Origin of the sequence: Streptomyces sp. JW3 (assembly GCF_052216785.1) — a bacterium.
GTDB lineage: Bacteria > Actinomycetota > Actinomycetes > Streptomycetales > Streptomycetaceae > Streptomyces.
The window spans coordinates 1-521 of record NZ_JBQOUX010000270.1; the positions used below are offsets into that span (position 1 = coordinate 1).

Consider the following 521-nt stretch of genomic DNA (forward strand, 5'->3'; position numbering starts at 1 on the left):
CGGCGGGTTGATGCGGCTGGTTTGGGTGGGGGTGAGCTGGAGGCGTTGGTGGGGGTGCATGCCGGTGAGGCGGTGGGTCGGTTGGACCCGTTGGCCGGCGTGATGCTCGATGCGGTCTGGTTCGACGCCGGACCTGGGAACGCCGGACGGCTCCTGCTGGTGGCGAACCACCTGGTGATGGACACCGTCTCCTGGCGGGTGCTGTTGGCGGATCTGGCGTTGGCGTATGGGGAGCTTGTCGCGGGTCGTGGTGCTGGGCTGGAGCCGGTGGTGACGTCGTTCCGGCATTGGGCGCGGGGGTTGGTGGCGCAGGCGGGTAGTGATGAGCGGTTGGGTGAACTTGGGGTGTGGAGGGGGTTGTTGGAGGGGGCTGGGCCGGTTCTGGGTGGGGTGCCGGATCCGGTGCGGGATGTGGAGTCGTCGGTGCGTCGGGTGTCGGTGCGGGTGCCGGTGGGTGTGTCGGTGGGGTTGTTGGGGGGTGTGCCGGCGGCGTTTCGTGCGGGTGTTGAGGATGTGTTGCT

Annotated in this window: 1 protein-coding gene; it reads left to right on the forward strand. The window is 68.9% G+C overall.

The genetic code is table 11. The features are described 5' to 3' along the window. Window positions 1–48 precede the first annotated feature (48 nt). The coding region (locus ACTT8P_RS38450) for a condensation domain-containing protein (RefSeq protein WP_442836430.1) at window positions 49–521 on the forward strand (473 nt) is incomplete at its 3' end.